The sequence below is a fragment of the Ruegeria atlantica genome, from assembly GCF_013032455.1.
Classification (GTDB): Bacteria; Pseudomonadota; Alphaproteobacteria; order Rhodobacterales; family Rhodobacteraceae; genus Ruegeria; species Ruegeria atlantica_B.
In genome coordinates, this window is record NZ_WQCF01000003.1 from 110,322 (window position 1) to 126,024 (window position 15,703).

Annotated in this window: 18 protein-coding genes; 10 read left to right on the top strand and 8 right to left on the bottom strand. The window is 55.8% G+C overall.

Features of this window, described 5'->3' with window-relative positions; all coding sequences use genetic code 11:
• Positions 1-24: 24 nt before the first annotated feature.
• Positions 25-363, bottom strand: coding sequence for a P-II family nitrogen regulator (locus GOW93_RS07400; RefSeq protein ID WP_170325301.1), 339 nt, complete (start codon positions 361-363; stop codon positions 25-27).
• A gap of 169 nt (positions 364-532) precedes the next feature.
• Here GOW93_RS07400 and GOW93_RS07405 point away from each other — a divergent pair, with 169 nt between their 5' ends.
• The 3 genes from GOW93_RS07405 to tig all read left to right on the top strand — a co-directional run bounded on the left by GOW93_RS07405 (position 533) and on the right by tig (position 5,083).
• Complete coding sequence (locus GOW93_RS07405; protein WP_170382734.1) at positions 533-2,137, top strand: NAD(P)H-hydrate dehydratase; 1,605 nt, start codon at positions 533-535, stop codon at positions 2,135-2,137.
• Positions 2,138-2,442: 305 nt separating this feature from the next.
• On the top strand, positions 2,443-3,567 hold the full coding sequence (locus tag GOW93_RS07410; RefSeq protein ID WP_170382735.1) for a porin: 1,125 nt from the start codon (positions 2,443-2,445) through the stop codon (positions 3,565-3,567).
• Between the two features lie 184 nt (positions 3,568-3,751).
• Positions 3,752-5,083 (top strand): trigger factor, encoded by a 1,332-nt coding sequence (tig, locus tag GOW93_RS07415; protein WP_170382737.1) that lies wholly within the window; start codon positions 3,752-3,754, stop codon positions 5,081-5,083.
• A gap of 100 nt (positions 5,084-5,183) precedes the next feature.
• Here the strand turns inward: tig and GOW93_RS07420 are convergent, their stop codons facing one another.
• The 6 genes from GOW93_RS07420 to rpsF form a co-directional block, all read right to left on the bottom strand.
• On the bottom strand, positions 5,184-6,032 hold the full coding sequence (locus GOW93_RS07420) for an acyl-homoserine-lactone synthase (RefSeq protein WP_170382739.1): 849 nt from the start codon (positions 6,030-6,032) through the stop codon (positions 5,184-5,186).
• A gap of 97 nt (positions 6,033-6,129) precedes the next feature.
• Complete coding sequence (locus tag GOW93_RS07425; RefSeq protein ID WP_170383193.1) at positions 6,130-6,831, bottom strand: LuxR family transcriptional regulator; 702 nt, start codon at positions 6,829-6,831, stop codon at positions 6,130-6,132.
• 237 nt (positions 6,832-7,068) lie between these two features.
• Positions 7,069-7,512 carry a transglycosylase SLT domain-containing protein gene (locus GOW93_RS07430; RefSeq protein WP_438826186.1) on the bottom strand — a complete coding sequence of 148 codons (444 nt, stop codon included), beginning with the start codon at positions 7,510-7,512 and terminating at the stop codon, positions 7,069-7,071.
• A 186-nt stretch (positions 7,513-7,698) separates the two neighbouring features.
• Entirely contained in the window at positions 7,699-8,319 is a 621-nt protein-coding gene (gene rplI / locus GOW93_RS07435; RefSeq protein ID WP_170382743.1) for a 50S ribosomal protein L9, read from the bottom strand.
• A gap of 12 nt (positions 8,320-8,331) precedes the next feature.
• Entirely contained in the window at positions 8,332-8,559 is a 228-nt protein-coding gene (gene rpsR / locus GOW93_RS07440; protein ID WP_005608650.1) for a 30S ribosomal protein S18, read from the bottom strand.
• 27 nt (positions 8,560-8,586) lie between these two features.
• Positions 8,587-8,940: a 30S ribosomal protein S6 gene (gene rpsF, locus GOW93_RS07445; RefSeq protein ID WP_170382745.1), complete on the bottom strand. Its 354-nt coding sequence runs from the start codon at positions 8,938-8,940 to the stop codon at positions 8,587-8,589.
• Between the two features lie 304 nt (positions 8,941-9,244).
• On the opposite strand from rpsF, the gene GOW93_RS07450 reads away from it, so the two are divergent.
• From GOW93_RS07450 to GOW93_RS07460, 3 genes are all read left to right on the top strand, one after another.
• Positions 9,245-9,754, top strand: coding sequence for a hypothetical protein (locus tag GOW93_RS07450; RefSeq protein ID WP_254443487.1), 510 nt, complete (start codon positions 9,245-9,247; stop codon positions 9,752-9,754).
• Positions 9,755-9,880: 126 nt separating this feature from the next.
• Positions 9,881-10,471: a YceI family protein gene (locus GOW93_RS07455; protein WP_170382749.1), complete on the top strand. Its 591-nt coding sequence runs from the start codon at positions 9,881-9,883 to the stop codon at positions 10,469-10,471.
• Positions 10,472-10,764: 293 nt separating this feature from the next.
• A complete protein-coding gene (locus tag GOW93_RS07460) occupies positions 10,765-11,349 on the top strand; it encodes a YceI family protein (RefSeq protein ID WP_170382750.1) in 585 nt (194 codons plus the stop codon).
• 57 nt (positions 11,350-11,406) lie between these two features.
• Here the strand turns inward: GOW93_RS07460 and GOW93_RS07465 are convergent, their stop codons facing one another.
• Positions 11,407-12,633, bottom strand: coding sequence for a cytochrome b/b6 domain-containing protein (locus tag GOW93_RS07465; protein ID WP_170382752.1), 1,227 nt, complete (start codon positions 12,631-12,633; stop codon positions 11,407-11,409).
• Positions 12,634-12,803: 170 nt separating this feature from the next.
• Between GOW93_RS07465 and fabD the strand changes: the two genes are divergently transcribed.
• From fabD to GOW93_RS07485, 4 genes are all read left to right on the top strand, one after another.
• Positions 12,804-13,742 carry an ACP S-malonyltransferase gene (gene fabD / locus GOW93_RS07470; protein WP_170382754.1) on the top strand — a complete coding sequence of 313 codons (939 nt, stop codon included), beginning with the start codon at positions 12,804-12,806 and terminating at the stop codon, positions 13,740-13,742.
• A 40-nt stretch (positions 13,743-13,782) separates the two neighbouring features.
• Entirely contained in the window at positions 13,783-14,520 is a 738-nt protein-coding gene (fabG, locus tag GOW93_RS07475; RefSeq protein ID WP_170382756.1) for a 3-oxoacyl-[acyl-carrier-protein] reductase, read from the top strand.
• Positions 14,521-14,728: 208 nt separating this feature from the next.
• Positions 14,729-14,962, top strand: a complete 234-nt coding sequence (locus tag GOW93_RS07480; protein WP_008756330.1) for an acyl carrier protein — start codon at positions 14,729-14,731, stop codon at positions 14,960-14,962.
• 139 nt (positions 14,963-15,101) lie between these two features.
• The gene (locus tag GOW93_RS07485) at positions 15,102-15,641 is read left to right on the top strand and encodes a GNAT family N-acetyltransferase (RefSeq protein ID WP_170382758.1); all 540 of its coding nucleotides are present in this window, start codon (positions 15,102-15,104) and stop codon (positions 15,639-15,641) included.
• The last annotated feature ends 62 nt before the right edge of the window (positions 15,642-15,703 follow it).

The following is a 15,703-nucleotide window of genomic DNA, read 5'->3' on the forward strand; positions in this document are numbered from 1 at the left end:
TAGATGTTTCAGTATTCAGTTAATTTACAGCGCTTCAGAACCGGTCTCGCCGGTCCGAATGCGAATGGCTTGTTCAACGGGCGAGACAAAGATCTTGCCGTCGCCGATTTTGTCGGTCTTTGCGGCGGAAACGATCGCCTCAATGGCGGCGTCGACCTGATCGTCATCCAGCACAACCTCGACCTTAACCTTTGGCAAAAAGTCGACCACGTATTCCGCACCGCGATAGAGTTCCGTATGGCCTTTTTGACGCCCAAACCCCTTGACCTCGATCACACTGAGACCCTGAACACCTACGTCTTGCAGCGCCTCTTTCACTTCGTCCAGTTTGAACGGTTTGATGATCGCTTCGATCTTCTTCATCACTGGCTCCCTATAGCACTTGTCACGATGGGACTGATCACGTCTAAGATCAGTGGGCAATCCGATTGCGAAAATGACCGTGCAGAGGTGCGGAGAAAATAGGCGGCAGGTGAATTTTTGAACGACTTGCTTAAAAAGTAATCAGAATTGAATCGCCGAGGGATTTGAGATGACGGAATTGCTGACAGCCGCGCAGATGCGCGCCATCGAACAGGCCGCGATTGACGCCGGTGAGCTGACAGGCCTTGAGCTGATGGAGCGGGCCGGGCGGGGTGTTGTCGAAGCGATTTTTGAAGAATGGCCGGAGTTGGACAGGCGAGGGGCCAGCCCCTCGCGCTCCCCGGGATATTTGGGGCCAGATGAAGGGAAGCCCTTGCGCGCTGTTGTGCTGTGCGGGCCGGGAAATAATGGGGGTGACGGTTTTGTTGTAGCGCGGCTGCTACACGAGCTTGGTTGGGAGATTGATGTTTTTTTGTATGGCGATCCGGAGAAGCTGCCCTCAGACGCGCGAAAGAATTATGAGCGGTGGGCAGATCAGGGCATAGTTAAGGTCTATTCGATCAATCCGCCTCCGCTAGTGGATGAATACCTGAAGTTGCCAAACAAAATTGACCTGATTGTTGATGGGCTATTCGGAACCGGACTCACACGGCCTCTACAGGGGGTGTTTACGCTGTTGGCGGAGGCAGAGATCAGAAGTCTTTTGCGAAAACACAGTGTACGTGTCGCCGCAATTGATACGCCAAGCGGTTTGTGCGCTGATAGCGGGCGTGTCATCGGACAAATTATTACCGCTGATCTGACTGTTACATTTCATAGTAAGAAGATTGGGCACATGACAGCCAAAGGCCCCGCGAATTGTGGTGTTGTTCGAACCAAACCCATTGGGTTGAGGTCTTCGGAGGGGGATGAAATTGTGCGCTTGGTTGACCCTGAGGGCGAATTGCATCCCAAGGATACGCCTAGCAACAAATACGCTCACGGCCATGCCCTCATCCTTTCGGGCGGCTCATCGAAAACCGGTGCAGCGCGGCTGGCGGCGCGGGGTGCTTTGCGCGTTGGAGCTGGTTTGGTGACATTGGGGGTGCCTCTATCCGCCCAGATGGAAGTCGCATCGCAGGTGACCGCCGTCATGATACAGAGAGTTGAGGGCGCTGATGATTTGTCCGGGGTGCTTTTAGATGAACGGTTGAATACGCTGTGTCTTGGCCCCGGATTGGGGCTGGAGCGCGCACGGGAGTTGGTGCCGGTTGTTTTGGACGCAAAACGCGCAACGGTGTTGGATGCGGATGCGCTGACGGCTTTTGCGGATGACCCTTCAGCATTGTTTGCTCAACTGCACGAAAAATGTGTTTTGACGCCGCATGGCGGGGAGTTTGCGCGGCTGTTTCCTGATCTGTCCGAAAAGCTCGCGGCTATGCCAACCAAAGGGCCAGCCTATTCCAAGGTGGATGCAGCGCGAGACGCGGCCAAACGGGCAGGCTGTGTGATCCTGTTCAAGGGGCCGGACACTGTGATCGCCGCCCCAAACGGTCGTTGCTCGATCAACGCGGCGGTGTATGAGCGCGCGGTTCCGTGGCTGGCGACGGCTGGGTCCGGTGATGTGCTGGCGGGGTTCATTGCCGGACTGTTGGCACGAGGGTTGGAGCCCATGCAAGCCGCTGAAATGGCGGCTTGGTTGCATGTTGAGTGCGCGCGTAGTTTTGGGCCGGGACTGATTGCTGAAGATTTGCCCGAGCAACTGCCTAAAGTCTTAAAACAAATGAATATATGATTGTTTAGGCGGGAATTGGCCGATCGACAGAGTCGTCGGCGGCAATTGGCCGACCGCTTTGACATGGTGTCAAAGCGAGTGTTTGCCAGATGCATGGCTGAACGTCAGAATCCCCTTGGAGGGGGCCTCCAGCTGCGGTTACACCGCAGGTAATTCTTTGATTCAGATAGGAATTAATTCCAGCTTTTCGCGGACCGCGTGGCAAGCATGCAATAGTTCGAAAGTATCAGTGCAGGTTGCTGGAACCTTAGTAACATGTGCGCGATGTAGGGTTACTGATAGCCGGAATTTTCAAGGTGAGTGAAATGACCCAGAAACTAAAATTGTCTTCGATAGCTGCGGTTCTGGCCGCAACTACGGCAATTCCTGCCGCGGCAGAGTTGAAATACGAAAACAATAGCGGCGGCTATGTCCTGTTGTACGGACAATTGCACCCGGCCCTGATCTCAGTGGATGACGGCGAGGAAACGGATACCCGCGTTCTGGACAACGACCTGTCGAACAGCCGGGTCGGACTGCGCTTGATGCAACCCTATGGTGCAAACGAATTTACTTTCCGGTTTGAAACTGCGTTGGGCCTGCCGAATTCGACAGAATGGAACCAGGATGGCACTGATTTCAGCGGTTGGACGCGGGAAGACCTTCGCCATGTCGATTTCGCACTGAAGGGGAACTACGGTAAGTTTTCGGCTGGTCAGGGCAGCATGGTTTCCGACGGGGCGGCTGAAACCGACCTCTCTTATGTGGGGACCACTCTGTATTCATTCACGAATGACGAAAACTCGGCCTTCTTCTACCGAGGCACAGATGGAATCCTGAGCGATATCACTGTCGGCGCCTCGAGTAGCAACCTTGATGGGGCTCGCCGTGGACGAATTCGTTATGATACGCCGGATTTTAATGGGTTTTCGGCGGGTATTGCCTATGGTGAGAACATTCTGTCCAGCAGTGATGATGATACCTACTACGACATAGGCGTTTTCTACAAAAACACCTTTGCGGGCGGCATCGAATTCGCTGCAAGTGTTGCCTATGCGGTTCGCGACTATGATGACATATCGGGCGAGCGGAAAGACACTCTCGGGTCTGCCTCGGTTCTGTTCCCCAGTGGGTTCAGCTTTACCGCCGCTGCGGGTACGCGCGATGACACCGCCACCGACGCCAGCGATCCAAACTACTGGTATGCTAAGCTTGCATATGAAGATGACTGGGTATCTTGGGGTAAGACCGGCATCGGGATTGACTATTTCGATGGTTCGGATTTCGACACTGATGGTTCAAGCACCGAAGCTTGGGGTATAGCCGTTGTGCAGAAATTCGAGTCGATCAACACAGACGCGTATCTGAAGTACCGTAACCATGACTTCGATGACGGAACCTCGTTCGACAACAACGAGGCTTGGGTATTGGGTGCACGTTGGAAGTTCTAATCTGACCCTGTTTGATTCAAAGACGCCCCGGTTCTTTCCGGGGCGTTTTTTTGTTCAAATCGACGGCAAAACAAGGCTGATCGGGGCATTGCCCCTTGCACGCAGGCGGCAGGGCAAATAGAAGGCGTCAAATTTGCCCGGCGCGCCCTTTTTGCGCGCCCCGAATCCTATGGGGACTACCATAATGCAGGTTACCGAGACGCTGAACGAAGGTCTGAAACGCGGTTACAACATCGTCGTATCCGCAGCCGAGCTGGACGACAAGGTCAATGAAAAACTGACCGAAGCGCAGCCTGAAATCGAGATGAAGGGTTTCCGTAAAGGCAAGGTGCCGATGGCGCTGCTGAAAAAGCAGTTTGGTCAGCGCCTGCTGGGTGAAGCGATGCAGGAAAGCATCGACGGCGCCATGAGCAAGCACTTTGAAGACAGCGGTGAGCGTCCGGCGCTGCAGCCCGAAGTTAAGATGACCAACGAAGACTGGAAAGAAGGCGACGACGTCGAGGTTGCGATGTCCTATGAGGCGCTGCCTGAGATTCCGGAAGTCGACCTGAAGTCGGTCGAACTGGAGAAACTGGTCGTCAAAGCCGACGACGCAGCCGTGGAAGAAGCGCTGCAAAGCCTGGCCGAAACCGCGCAGGATTTCAAAGCGCGTCGCAAGGGCTCCAAGGCAAAAGACGGCGATCAGGTTGTTATCGACTTTGTAGGTAAGGTTGACGGCGAGGAGTTCGAAGGCGGTTCGGCCGAGGACTATCCGCTGGTTCTGGGCTCCAACAGCTTCATCCCCGGCTTCGAAGAGCAGTTGGTTGGCGTGAAAGTCGAGGAAGAAAAAGACGTCAACGTCACCTTCCCCGAAGAATACGGCGCTGAGCATCTGGCCGGTAAAGATGCTGTCTTCACTTGCACCGTGAAAGAAGTGAAAGAGCCCGTCGCCGCCGAGATCAACGACGAGCTGGCCACCAAATTTGGCGCCGAAGATCTGGAAGCGCTGAAAGGTCAGATCGCCGAGCGTCTGGAGGCCGAGTACACTGGTGCGTCGCGCGCGGTCATGAAGCGTGCTCTGCTGGACATTCTGGACGAGAAGGTTTCCTTCGACCTTCCGCCGTCGCTGGTTGAAGCTGAAGCCAAGCAGATATCACACCAGCTGTGGCACGAAGAAAACCCAGAAGTGGAAGGCCACGACCACGGTGAGATCGAGCCGACCGACGAGCACAACAAGCTGGCCGAACGCCGTGTGCGTCTGGGACTGCTGCTGGCCGAGTTGGGTCAGAAGGCCGAGGTGGAAGTCACCGATGCCGAGATGACCCAGGCGATCATGAACCAGGCGCGTCAGTACCCGGGTCAGGAACGTCAGTTCTTTGAATTCGTGCAGCAGAACGCTCAGATGCAGCAGCAGTTGCGCGCGCCGATCTTCGAAGACAAGGTCATCGACTACATCGTCGAACTGGCTCAGGTCGCGGACAAGGAAGTCAGCAAAGACGACCTGCAGAAAGCCGTTGAGGCACTGGACGAGGAGTAATCCTCGTCTGCCCATCCTACGGAATGGGTTTAAAAAAGCGGAGCCGCCTGTAAATCAGACGGCTCCGGTGGGTGGCTTTTGTACTTATGAGGTGAGGGGGTCAGGCCTCATGAGCAAAAGCACGGGGGGTACTTAGCAGAGCAAACTTCTGCTCTGGCGTGAAACGATCTGAGAGCGCTTCGATCAGTTTCAGAACGGCCTCGACTTCGTGTTTCGTTCTTGCCGAATGCATCTGTTCGACAAAGTAGCTTTCCAGCCCAGTTAGCGGTTGGTGATTGGAATTCGCTGGCTTGGCGGTGTTGCTTCGGGCGAAGCGTGCTACTGCCTGTTCGTCGGTCAGAAAGACATCATGCTCGATGCCCGCATACTCGCGGATGCCCGAGATCCTTTCCTCTGAACAATCCATCATCGCAGCCATTGCGACCACTTTGCCCATAGGTTTGGCCGTGCCAAGATAGTCGTACGGCGCGTTGCCCGAGCGTTGCAGGACGCGGTTCATGACTGGGTCGATCACAGCGATAGAATCCAGCACACCCGCAGTTTTAGCGTACTCGAACGAGCCGATCATCACTTCGCTGGTGACATATGAGACCGAGTTCTTGCCACGACCGCGGCCAAGCTTTTTCGTGTCGACGCAGAACCGGGTGGCTTCCCACACCTGTGTGCTGCGCAGCGGTGGTTCGCCATCCAAAATCGAGTTGAAGACGTCCGCAAGCATATGTGGGCCTGTCGTTTGCAACAGGCGCATGCATCCGACGACTTCCCCATCATCGTCGATGCTGACCACATGTGTCGGATTAAGGTCGTCGAACATGTCGCGTTCGCGCCCGTCCTTGATATTGACTTCCCAGCCCAACCGATCTCCGAACACGCGTGCGCGGAGCTTGAACATCTCGTCTAGGACATCACTAAATTTATGTTGGTTGATACCATCAATTACGATGATCATATCCATCCCCCTGCAGTCTGGTTACCGTGAACTCAAAGTTAACCAAGTTGTGATCAGGGGCTATTGGGGGTATCCCGTATTTTTGTGGGTTTTTTGCTTATCCAGGTGCGATTATGCCCAAGCCGATGGCTCGGCCTATGGCTTGAGGCGTGGTTAACGCACCTAGCTTTTCGCGACCGGATCGCATGTGAACCTCAACAGTTCGGTGGGAGATGGATAGGATGTCTCCGATATCCTGCTGGGATTTTCCAACGGCTACCCATTGCAGGATTTCTTTTTCGCGCGTGGAAAGCGCTGGTAAGTACAGTGCCTTGGAAAGAAGGCCGGATTGCATGACTGTGTCGTGTGCTTGGACAGCTGCCAGCTGAAGGTCGCCCATGACGTTTTTCTTCAGCTTCTCCCATTCGGCATCTGAACAATCCCGGGTAACGTTCAGCAAGCCGCATTCACCATATGGGCCACGGACGGGGACAGTTAAACCGCGTGAAGTAATCCCAAAGTCATGGGCATCTCGAAAGACGGAGTTGAACTTTTCATCCTGATCGAACCGTGCCCAATCCACGGGCGCGATGCTGAGTGCCGACTTGTACAAGGTTGGGTCAAAATGATGAAAGCCCTGACTGCCATAGTGGATTTTCCATTCGTCCGGGTAGTTGGCGTAGCCCTGAACATCCCCTTTGACCGGGTTCATGGTCGCGTAAGAGGCATAATCAAAACCCAACTCCTCACAGACGGAGTTTATGATGTCTGCAGCCGACTTCTCCTCGTGGTCGATTGCGGCCAAGTCTATGAGTTTCACCTGTCCAACCTTTGCAGCGACGCCCATCATCCCCACGAGCGCCAAGTCTGTACTTCCTAAAGTCTACGTTGCGTCAACCTATGGGGTAACTACAAGGGAATAGTTCGTTTCGCACAGGCATAATGCGTTCTTCAAGCAACAAAAGTACCCGACACATGCCGATGTCGGCAATAATCCACCTATCTTGAAGCGGTTTTTTGTCGGAAATCGAGTGTCATGTCGCGATTTGCCAGAGATCTATTGTGGTTCCAGTCCGGTTTCGACCAGCATACCTCGGGCTTTGGCTTCGGGATAATACCCCTTGGCATACAGAAAAATGGCTCTTTGCTGATCGCCGTCCGACAACAACCACGCGCCGCGTAAGTACTTGCCAGCAAATTCCAGATTTGTATCCGCGTCCAGCAACCCCTTTGCATTACCGGAATACCCCATGGAGCGAGCCGTCGCGGGCAGAATTTGCAGCAGGCCGTAATAGGGCCGGTTCACGGCCCATGGACGGTGCGTGCTTTCGCGGACCGCCAGTTTGTGCACAAGTTCGCGCGGCAGTTCGTAGTGATCGGCCCACTTATTTATCGACGCCCTTAGCTCAGGGGTTTCATTAGGATAAAGGGGTGGATCGAACGCTTCCTGCGTGGGTGTCTCGGGGCCGCCGCAGGCAGCGATGGGGATGGAAAGCAGCATGGTGAGTACGCTGCGGCGCAAGATAGATATCATCTGTGTACTCCGAATTTCAGGGCGCGATGATAGAAAGCAACGCACCAGCTGCAAGCATAGGGCTGGAATCTGGCTGAATTTTGCCCGTCTAGTGCAGGCATGAAAAAAGGCCGCACAAGTGGTGCGGCCTTCTTGTTCGTTCGTTAAGCCGGATCAGGCTTTGGCTTCGTCTTCCTCAGCCGGAGCTTCTTCAGCAACCAGATCGTCGTCTTCCGAAGCAGCGGAACCGATATCGTCAAACAGCTCGGCGATTTCGAATTCAGCGGCGGCTTCTTCTTCAGCAGCCAGTTCCTGGATCGACTTGCCCGACGCCTGCAGCTCGGCTTCTTCTTCCGAGCGAGCGACGTTCATTTTGATCTCGACTTCAACCTCGGGGTGCAGCTTAACCGCCAGAGAGTGCAGGCCCAGTTCCTTGATCGGAGCGATCAGAACGACCTGTTTCTTATCGACGGTAAAACCAGCTTCGGTTGCGGCCTCTGCGGCGTCACGCGGAGTGACCGAGCCGTACAGAGCGCCGGCATCCGATGCCGAGCGAATCACGATGAACTGCTGACCGTCCAGCTTTTCAGCCAGTGCTTCAGCTTCTTTCTTGGTTTCCAGGTTGCGGGCCTCAAGCTGCGCTTTCTGGGCTTCGAACGACGCGATGTTGGCGTCCGATGCGCTCAGAGCTTTGCCCTGGGGCAGCAGGAAGTTGCGGGCGTAGCCAGACTTGACGTCAACGACGTCGCCCATCTGACCCAGTTTCGCAACGCGTTCCAGCAGGATAACTTGCATGTCAGTCTCTCCTTACTTCACGGCGTAGGGCAGCAGGGCGAGGAAGCGGGCGCGCTTGATAGCACGGGCCAGTTCACGCTGCTTTTTCGCCGAAACGGCGGTGATGCGCGAAGGTACGATCTTGCCGCGCTCAGAGATGTAGCGCTGCAGCAGACGAGTGTCTTTGTAGTCGATTTTCGGCGCGTTCTCACCCGAGAACGGGCAGACCTTGCGGCGGCGGAAAAATGGTTTTGCGGCCATGGTTTATGTCCTTTCGTCAGGCGTTGATCAGCGGCGCTCGCGGCGGCCTTCGCGCTCATCGCGCTTCTGCATCTGGACCGAGGGGCCCTCGGCATGCTCGTCGACCTTGATGGTCAGAACGCGCATGACGTCTTCATGCAGGCGCATCAGGCGTTCCATTTCCTGAACGGCACCAGCGGGGGCGTCGGTCTTCAGGAAGGCATAGTGGCCTTTGCGGTTTTTGTTGATCTTGTAGGCCATCGTCTTGACGCCCCAGTACTCGCTGTCGACGACGTTGCCGCCATTGTCAGCCAGAACGGTGCCGAAATGTTCGACGAGGCTTTCTGCCTGCGCGTTGGACAGGTCCTGACGCGCGATCATTACATGCTCATACAGTGGCATGTGCACTCCTGTTTATATCAAGGCGCATTTCATAGGCGGGGCCATCTGGTCCTTCGCGACCCTGCCACGAGAGGCTGCGCGATTCACGTGATTTGCGAAGGATGGCCCCATATACACGTTTCAGCGTGGGGGGCAAGACCCGCACCGACGCCTTGGCATCGTCGCGCTATTAACAACCAATTAACATTGGCTTGCCCAATTCCTGACGCTTTTCGGCTCAAAGTTGTTTTGCATACCGGGGACGATCCGAACCGACGGAACCCAGAACGGCAACCTGAAAACAGGGCGAGAGATTATGAGTGTCATGAATACGAATGCATTCGGAGAAACTGCGACCAACACTGGCTATGAGAATTCTGTGCCTGTCTTAATCGCATTCGCGCCAAACTGGAAAGTTCGGATGATACTCGCTCGGGTGGTAGGTGCCTTTCTGGTCATGATGGCCTTCTCCATGTGGTTGGTGCCTGGCTCGGCAATGGCTGCCGAGGTCTGGCCGATCAAGCTTGCTTCGTCGCTGCTGTTTCTGCTGGTTGGTGTCAGCTTGCTGACTGTTCAGGTGCTGGATGCCCGCCCTGACGCTTACTTTGACCCCATTCGCCAAGAAGTTCGGGTTCTGCAAAAGAACGAAAACGGCCGCCCTCAGACGGTTCTGCGTCGCAGCTATGATACATTGGGCGGAGCGCGTTTCGCGGATGATCAGGTCGAGCTGTTCGATGTTGACGGCAGCCTGCTGATGAAACTGCCGCTGCAATCGGCCGACGTGAGCCGGGCGCTCAAGGGGCAACTCAGCGGAAGTGTAACAATCTTCGCCTAGAACTTATTCTGTTCATCTGGGAACAGATGCTGTGAGTGATTACAGGTTGCGTGCTGCCCTTGGGCAGCACATCTTCGTTTATGTGCATCCAAATAGGTTTGCGCCCTACATTTTGCGGAGATTGTTATGAAAACCAACTTATTTGCCACCACGATGTTCGCCGCCGCGGCAATGGCTTCATCAGCATTTGCAGAAACCTGGAAAGTGGATCCGGGTCACACTGAAGTTCGGGTGTACTACTCTCACGCCGGGTTTTCGCGGCAATCCATCGAGTTTGGAACCGTTGAAGGTGAGCTGGAATTTACCGAAGGCGCCGTTGCGGATGCAAAAGCCAACTTCAGCATTCCGGTAAGCAGCGTTGTAACGGGGAACGATCAGTTTAATTCGGACATAGTGGGCGAGGCTTTGTTCAACGAAGCGAACTTCCCAATTGTTCAATTCGTTTCAACTTCGGTAGAACAGACAGGTGACAACACGCTCAACGTCGTTGGTGATCTGACAATCAAGGATGTTTCGAAACCGGCAACTTTCGAAGTTACCGTCAATGGATACGGTGAACATCCGGTTGGGCAGTTCTTCGATTACTACAAGGGCCAGTGGTTGGGCATCACAGCGACCACCAAGATCAAGGCCTCGGATTGGGAAATGGGCGCATTCTTCCCGCCAAACGGCGACGAGCTGGAAATCGTCATCAATGCGGAACTGAAGGCTCAGTAATCGATTAAATCATTCGCTTCTTCGGGCGGTGCGCTTCGACGGCTAATAAGCGAGTTTGGTGAACGCTGACGGCAGGTTTTTGAAAAAGCCTGCCGGATTCGGCGGATGTCTGCCGAGTATTTTCGCCCAAATGAGCCAAAGATCAGCAATGATTGCCCAAAAGCATTTCTGTTCAAAAAAGAACAGAGATTGTGAGTCAGTTGGACTTGTGTGCTGCTGTTGCACAGCACATTTACTTAAGAGCAACCCAACCGGATTGCTCATAAACATACTCAAATAAAACGGAGATTGTCATGAAATCCACCCTTCTTGCTGCTGCTCTTGCCGTGTCGGCGACGTCGGCATTTGCCAGCGCCGAGAAATACGTTCTGGACCCCAGCCACAGCCAAGTTGTCTTTAGCTACAAACATCTGGGCTATTCGACCACTACCGGCATGTTCTCGGGCTTTGAGGGCGAGATCATGTTCGATCAGAACGACCCTGCCGCGTCCAGCGTGACCGTTTCGATGCCGGTCGTCGAAATGATCACAGGCTGGAAGCCGCGCGAAGACCATTTTATGACCGAGGATTTCTTTGGTGCCGACGAAGGTGATCTGGTGACTTTCACGTCGACGGCCATCGAGGTGACAGGCGAAAACACCGCCAATATCACCGGTGATCTGACCATGAACGGTGTGACCAAATCGGTTGTTCTGGACGCAACGCTGAATCAGGTGGGCGATCACCCGATGGCGAACAAGCCATGGGCCGGGTTCGACGCGACAACCACGCTGGTCCGCAGCGACTTCGATCTGGGCCAGTTCGCACCCTTTGTTAGCGACGAGGTCGAAATTCGGATTTCGATCGAAGCACAGAAGGCTGAAGGCGTAGGCGGCTAATCAAGCAAAGTCCTACTATCTGAAATGAAACCGCCGGGGCAGCCCCCGGCGGTTTTTTTATTCCTGACGCTCAGCTGTCAGATCGACTGATACTACGACACCAAAGCCCAGGGATTCCTCGGTTGGCTGGGAGATGCCGACATCGTAATCCATTCGGTTCAGCTCCAGCTGGCCGGATACGGTGGCGGTATTGCCCTGTATGTCCAGAGCAAATGGCAGAACCACGTCCAAGGACTTGTCGCGAATGGTCAGTGGGCCACGTGCCTCGTATCCGGAGTCGGTTTTATAGATGTCGGCTTTGAACTTAGCTGTCGGGAACTGGGCGCTGTCAAAGAAATCTGCGCCCAATGCCTGACCCGTGACAGTGCCAATTGTCAGAGATGGGATGGCTATTGTGACGTCAACCGTACCAGCCAACCCTGGTTCAGAGGGATCTTCGAAGGCAATCGCTGCAGTCCACTCGGCAAAGCCGCCGGTCACCGGATTGCCCAACTGGGTTATGGTGATGGACAGGGTGCCGTCCTGCACCTGCCAGTCCGACTGTACCTCTGTCAGTTCGGCCGTATCGGTCGCAGCGGCAGAGTGGTCCGAGAAGACGCCGTTGGACCAGCCAGCTGCCAGCACCGCGCCCCAAATCGCCAAGGCGGCCAAAGCAGGGGCAGTGGAATGGTGCTGAGCAGGGGGGTGCGGGGCATCGAACTGTCCCGGCAGCATCCGCCGCAAGGTGCTGTCTTTGTCGATTACGTGATGTTTGAGCGCTCCGGCGATGTGCAGCAGCAATGAGCCAGCAAGAACCATGATAAACAGCCAATGCAAACCAGCCGTGACCTCGGCCAGATAGGGCGATTTGGGCACGAAGGGCAGGTTCTGCCCGAATGGCCACAGAATTGGTGCAAACCCTTCCGAGGCTGCATGATGGATCCAACCGGTCAGTGGCACTAAAACCAGCGAGGCATAAAGCATCCAGTGCACGGTTTCGGCCGCGAAGGCCTCGAGCTTGTTGTCTGCGTTCAAAAGGCCGGGTTTCGTTTGCGTCATGGCCCAAAGGATTCGAGTAAGGGCGACGAAAAACACAGTGACACCCACAGTCTTGTGGGCGGTGAAAAGCCGCGCGGCCCAAATGATATCAGCTTCGGTAATTGCGATGTTCGGATCGTAGATGGCATGAGCCAACTGATTGGCGAACCAACCCAGCGGCAGGGCAGTGAGTATCAGCAGGGCTGTGAGCCAGTGAAAGGTCTTGGTCACGCTGCCATAGCTGGAAAACGTATTGGTCGAGGGCATCATTTGCTCCGAAATGGGGTGGCTGGGATCAAGTTAAGGCTATGGGATCAGGACGCAATAGCGAGACACGCACAGTCACAGTGCCAAAGTGCAGAGGTCAGGCAACGCTTGTGCCGAGCGGTCACACGGTTTACACCCCGCCGCAACCTAACGTCATCCAAGAGGTCGCAATGACACGCGCATTTGTTTTTCCGGGGCAGGGCGCCCAAACCATCGGGATGGGCAAGGCTCTGGCCGAGGCTTACCCGGCAGCTCAGGCTGTTTTCGACGAGGTCGACGAGGCGCTGGGTGAAAAGCTGAGCAGCCTGATCTGGGAAGGTGATATTGCGGAACTGACGCTGACGCAGAACGCGCAGCCGGCACTGATGGCGACTTCGATCGCCGCAATGCGCGCGCTGGAGGCCGAGGGCGCCTCAGTGACCGACGCAGCGTTTGTTGCAGGTCATTCGCTGGGTGAGTATTCGGCACTGGCGGCAGCTGGCGCACTGTCTGTTGCCGATACGGCCCGTTTGCTGCGCACTCGTGGTCTGGCGATGCAAAGCGCCGTGCCGGTGGGTGAAGGTGCGATGGCCGCAATTCTGGGCCTTGATCTGGATGCTGTCCGTGCCGTCGCCGAGGAGGCTGCACAAGGTGAGGTCTGTCAGGCGGCGAATGACAACGACCCGACGCAGGTTGTGGTGTCGGGTGCCAAGGCCGCCGTGGAACGCGCGGCTGAGATCGCCAAGGAAAAGGGCGCCAAGCGCGCGGTAATGCTGCCAGTGAGTGCTCCGTTCCATTGTGCGCTGATGCAGCCCGCGGCTGATGTGATGGCCGAAGCTTTGGCGGCCGTGGAGATCAAGGCGCCTTCCGTGCCTCTGGTGGCCAACGTGCGCGCCGAGGCGGTCAGCGACCCGGACCTGATCCGTCAGTTGCTGGTCGAGCAGGTTACAGGCTCGGTCCGCTGGCGTGAAAGCGTGCAGTACATGGCAGCGCAGGGTGTGACCGAGACGTGGGAAATCGGCGCAGGCAAGGCTCTGTCTGGCATGATCCGCAAGATCAATCGAGACATCGCGGGCAAAGCCGTTGGTACGCCGGATGATGTTCAAAAGGTTCTTCAGGCCGAATCGTAAGTTAGTAAAGTCCCAATGGACATACCAAGAGGGAAACCGAATGTTTGATTTGACAGGTAAAAACGCGCTGATCACCGGTGCTTCGGGCGGTATCGGGGGTGATATCGCGCGTGCTTTGCACGGCGCGGGGGCCACTGTTGGTCTGTCCGGTACGCGGGTTGAGCCGCTGCAGGCATTGGCGGACGAACTGGGTGAGCGCGTTCATGTGCTGCCTTGCAACCTGGGCGATGCCGAAGCGGTTGCTGCGCTGCCGAAGCAGGCGGCGGATGCGATGGGCTCGGTTGATATTCTGGTCAACAACGCGGGTATTACGCGGGACAATCTGTTCATGCGCATGTCGGACGAGGAATGGCAGAGCGTCATCGACGTGAACCTGACCGCCACCGCCAAGCTGTGCAAAGGCGTGCTGCGAGGAATGATGAAGGCGCGTTGGGGCCGGATCATCAACATCTCGTCCGTGGTTGGTGCGACCGGCAACCCTGGTCAGGTTAACTATGCCGCGTCCAAGGCGGGTATGGTCGGAATGACCAAATCGCTGGCCTATGAGGTCGCAAGCCGCGGAATCACGGCCAATGCGGTGGCCCCCGGTTTCATCACAACTGCGATGACAGACAAGCTGACCGACGATCAGAAGTCCGGTATTCTGGGGCAAGTTCCCGCCGGTCGCATGGGGGATCCGTCGGAAATTGCTGCGGCAGTTCTGTACCTTGCAAGCCCCGAGGCAGGATATGTCACAGGAACAACCTTGCATGTGAATGGCGGTATGGCCATGTTGTGAGCGCACACCGAAGTGGACGCGAAAGCGTTTGCCTCGGGCGTTGTCTGTGCTATAGGCGGCGCATGTATGCAGGGGTCGACCGATTGGTCGGCCTTCTACTTTCCCGGTCTTCCGGGACCCAACCGCCCGGACCGGGCAAATCAAAGCCAGCCTGAGCGGGCAAGGGCTGAACCGGGCATTACGCCCTGAAACGGAATGAGGAATAGACATGAGCGACGTCGCAGATCGCGTTAAAAAGATCGTTGTTGAGCACCTGGGTGTTGAAGAAGACAAAGTGGCTGAAAACGCTTCCTTCATCGACGATCTGGGCGCAGACAGCCTGGACACCGTTGAGCTGGTTATGGCCTTCGAAGAAGAGTTCGGCATCGAGATCCCGGATGATGCAGCCGAAACCATCCAGACCTTTGGCGACGCCGTCAAATTCATCTCTGAAGCCTCCTAAGCGCTTCAAACCCTTAAAAACGGCGCTTCCGGGCAACGGAGGCGCCGTTTTTTTTGCCCCCGTTAAATTCGTCCTTGCTTGACGCAAATCCGCTAAGCACAGTCTGAGCTGAGGCAAATTTTTTCCGAGCGGGCAGGGCATGATACGATCCACCCCGACGATAAACACAGCACGCTTGATGCTTAGCGCCATGCGGCCCGAAGATTTCAACCGGTTCGCCGAGATTTGGCGCAACCCGTGCATCGTGCAGCATATCGGCGGCAAGCCACGTTCGCGCGGTGAGGCGTGGGATTCCTTCCTTAGAAACGCCGGACATTGGCATATGGCTGGATTCGGACAATGGGCGGTTTTACAGCAATCGAATCGGCTGATGATCGGGCAAGCCGGTTTCTTTTATGGCAACCGTTCCATGGGCGAGGATTTTGACAGCTTCCCCGAGGCGGGTTGGATTCTGGTTCCCGAGGCGCAGGGGCAGGGACTGGGGCTTGAGGCCGCGCAGGCCGCGCATGACTGGTTTGACCGCATCATGCCCGGCCCATTGGTAGCAATGGTAAATTCAGCCAATGCGGCCTCGCAAAAACTGGCCAAGAAGTTGGGCTATGTGGCAATGCGCGAAAGTGAATACAACGGCTCTCAGGTTGTGTTGCTGCGCCGGAACGGGCCGCCGAAACGCCTGTAGTCTCAATATATGTCGATGCCGCAAATTGTCCTCATTTTGCCGAAACTGGTAAATCCAGCTTT

What these genes read in the sequence shown, in the direction of transcription:
- GOW93_RS07400 (WP_170325301.1), bottom strand. Translation starts at nt 363, where the DNA reads ATGAAGAAGATCGAAGCGATCATCAAACCGTTCAAACTGGACGAAGTG.
- GOW93_RS07405 (WP_170382734.1), top strand. Translation starts at nt 533, where the DNA reads ATGACGGAATTGCTGACAGCCGCGCAGATGCGCGCCATCGAACAGGCC.
- GOW93_RS07410 (WP_170382735.1), top strand. Translation starts at nt 2,443, where the DNA reads ATGACCCAGAAACTAAAATTGTCTTCGATAGCTGCGGTTCTGGCCGCA.
- tig (WP_170382737.1), top strand. Translation starts at nt 3,752, where the DNA reads ATGCAGGTTACCGAGACGCTGAACGAAGGTCTGAAACGCGGTTACAAC.
- GOW93_RS07420 (WP_170382739.1), bottom strand. Translation starts at nt 6,032, where the DNA reads ATGATCATCGTAATTGATGGTATCAACCAACATAAATTTAGTGATGTC.
- GOW93_RS07430 (WP_438826186.1), bottom strand. Translation starts at nt 7,512, where the DNA reads ATGCTGCTTTCCATCCCCATCGCTGCCTGCGGCGGCCCCGAGACACCC.
- rplI (WP_170382743.1), bottom strand. Translation starts at nt 8,319, where the DNA reads ATGCAAGTTATCCTGCTGGAACGCGTTGCGAAACTGGGTCAGATGGGC.
- rpsR (WP_005608650.1), bottom strand. Translation starts at nt 8,559, where the DNA reads ATGGCCGCAAAACCATTTTTCCGCCGCCGCAAGGTCTGCCCGTTCTCG.
- rpsF (WP_170382745.1), bottom strand. Translation starts at nt 8,940, where the DNA reads ATGCCACTGTATGAGCATGTAATGATCGCGCGTCAGGACCTGTCCAAC.
- GOW93_RS07450 (WP_254443487.1), top strand. Translation starts at nt 9,245, where the DNA reads ATGAATACGAATGCATTCGGAGAAACTGCGACCAACACTGGCTATGAG.
- GOW93_RS07455 (WP_170382749.1), top strand. Translation starts at nt 9,881, where the DNA reads ATGAAAACCAACTTATTTGCCACCACGATGTTCGCCGCCGCGGCAATG.
- GOW93_RS07460 (WP_170382750.1), top strand. Translation starts at nt 10,765, where the DNA reads ATGAAATCCACCCTTCTTGCTGCTGCTCTTGCCGTGTCGGCGACGTCG.
- GOW93_RS07465 (WP_170382752.1), bottom strand. Translation starts at nt 12,633, where the DNA reads ATGCCCTCGACCAATACGTTTTCCAGCTATGGCAGCGTGACCAAGACC.
- fabD (WP_170382754.1), top strand. Translation starts at nt 12,804, where the DNA reads ATGACACGCGCATTTGTTTTTCCGGGGCAGGGCGCCCAAACCATCGGG.
- fabG (WP_170382756.1), top strand. Translation starts at nt 13,783, where the DNA reads ATGTTTGATTTGACAGGTAAAAACGCGCTGATCACCGGTGCTTCGGGC.
- GOW93_RS07480 (WP_008756330.1), top strand. Translation starts at nt 14,729, where the DNA reads ATGAGCGACGTCGCAGATCGCGTTAAAAAGATCGTTGTTGAGCACCTG.
- GOW93_RS07485 (WP_170382758.1), top strand. Translation starts at nt 15,102, where the DNA reads ATGATACGATCCACCCCGACGATAAACACAGCACGCTTGATGCTTAGC.